Source organism: uncultured Dialister sp., assembly GCA_900314595.1.
Taxonomy (GTDB): domain Bacteria; phylum Bacillota; class Negativicutes; order Veillonellales; family Dialisteraceae; genus Dialister.
Genome location: OMVW01000084.1, coordinates 1 through 2083, shown reverse-complemented (window position 1 = coordinate 2083; position 2083 = coordinate 1). Strand labels below are relative to the sequence as shown.

Annotated in this window: 1 protein-coding gene and 1 pseudogene; both read right to left on the bottom strand. The window is 49.7% G+C overall.

Translation table 11 applies throughout. The features are described from left to right. Nucleotides 1–350: pseudogene (locus QZN42_RS10145) on the bottom strand (alpha/beta hydrolase); the annotation flags it as partial. A 487-nt stretch (nt 351–837) separates the two neighbouring features. Next, on the bottom strand, nt 838–2083 hold a 1246-nt coding region (locus tag QZN42_RS10140; protein ID WP_296957351.1), incomplete at its 5' end, for an FMN-binding glutamate synthase family protein.

The window sequence follows — 2083 nt, the reverse complement described above, 5'->3', positions numbered from 1 at the left end:
TAGCCTCCTACGGTATTGGGAAGAAATATGGGCGCCGTCTCTGCCGTGTATCCATGGATGGTTTCCCCTTTGAAATACCCTTCCGGCACATAAATATTCATGGTCTGATACGTCTGATCCACAGGCCTTGCCACATAGGAAAGATTTTCATAGGCACGAAATACCACCTTCCGCCCCTCTACCGTCATGGTTTTCGTCGCATAATCCGAATCATCCAGACGAAGGGAAGGGTCCACGCAAACCTCCCTGAAAAGCGCAGGCACCACCGGTTCTGCCGCCATGATTCCCGCAGGAAGCGCAAGGGCCGCTGCCGCCAGAAGGGCTGCTGCATATTTCATGAATGGTTTCATATGTCCTCCTTTTACAGAGACTATCCAAATGCTTTCTATCAGTAAATTATCATGAGAAATTTATTTTTGCAAGCAAAAAGGCCCGGCTCTTTCGAGCCGGACCTTTTTCACTGCTGGCAAAAACAAAATCTCAAAAGTAGTAACAATACAGAGTAAAGGACAGAGTCCTCCCCGGAATATTCCTTTGTGTTATCTGATTTGTAAGAGCTCTTATTTACGGTACCGTTTCAAAAAAATGATCCGTCCTCATCCCGCTTTCCATGGATTGCGCTGAGCGGGATTTCCCGGGGACTTTTCATCCTTTCTGCCTATATAGTACAAAAAGGAAATTTTATTTTATTAGAATTTCATAAAATTTTTACGGTATAAAAAGATTCTTCATGAACGACCGCATTTCCGCAAAAATAAAAGCCCCTGAAGCGAATCGGTGCTTCAGGGACTTTTTCATCGTCCGTGATTCCTGCAGAGCTCACGCATTCCGAAAGGTTCAGTCTTCCCCTGCGTGGCGGATGCCCGTATATTTATGGATTTCTTCACTGGTGGTGATGAGGTCTTTTTCAGAAAGGTCATGAATATCGTGATGGCCGGTAACCCTTGCAAAAGAGGCAAGTTCGGAGAAAGCCACTTTGAAATAGTTGGCGACTCTCTGTGCCGCAATGTCTACATGGAGACGCTTCCGAAGTTCCGGGTCCTGGGTGGCAATGCCTACAGGGCAGTGACCGCTCCCGCAGATCCGATACTGCTGGCAGCCCAGGGCCATCAGGGCACCTGTCGCGACAGCCACTGCATCAGCCCCCATGGCGATGGCTTTTGCAAAATCTCCGCTCACCCGGAGTCCTCCGGTGATGACAAGGCTTACGTCGGAATGCTGTTCATCCAGATATTTCCTGGCTCTGGCAAGGGCATAAATGGTAGGAACGGAAGTCGCTTCACGAAGCAGGAAGGGGCTGGAGCCGGTTGCTCCGCCTCTGCCGTCGATGGTGATGAAGTCCGGTTTCGCATAAAGCGCAAATTTCAGGTCTTTTTCAATGTGTCCTGCGGCGAGCTTGATGCCGATAGGCCGGCCTTCGGAAATAGTACGAAGTTTAGCAACGAACGCTTTCAAATCTTCTTTCGTTTCTATTTCCTTGAACTTGCTGGGGCTCTGGATATCTTCGCCCACTTTTTTGCCGCGGATTTCCGCAATTTCCGGCGTTACTTTTTCTCCCGGAAGATGTCCGCCCATGCCGGGCTTCGTGCCCTGGCCGATCTTGATTTCGATAGCATCTGCTTCTTTGAGGTTCTTTTCCGTCACGGAGTACATATTCGGAATGATTTCAAAGATATATTTCTGAGCGGCCGCTTTTTCTTCCGGAAGGATACCTCCTTCCCCGCTGCACATGGCAGTCCCGGCGAGCGAGGCACCTTTGGCAAGGGCAATTTTTGCCTCTTTCGAAAGAGCGCCAAAAGACATATGGGATACATAGACCGGTCCGTCAAGAACCATGGGCTTTGCCGCATGTTTGCCGATGACCGTCTTCAGGTTCACTTCTTCATCATCAAAGAGAGGCGCCGGATTCAGCTGGCCGCCGAGAAGCAGGATCTCTTCCCATTTCGGAAGGGGAAGACGGGTGCTCATGCAGGCGTGGAGAGTCTTTCCCGTAACTGCCATTTCATGGATTTCCCACATGGCACGAACCTTCGGGTCCACCCTGGCCGTTTCAGGATCATAGGCAAGAGAAATTTCTTCTTTT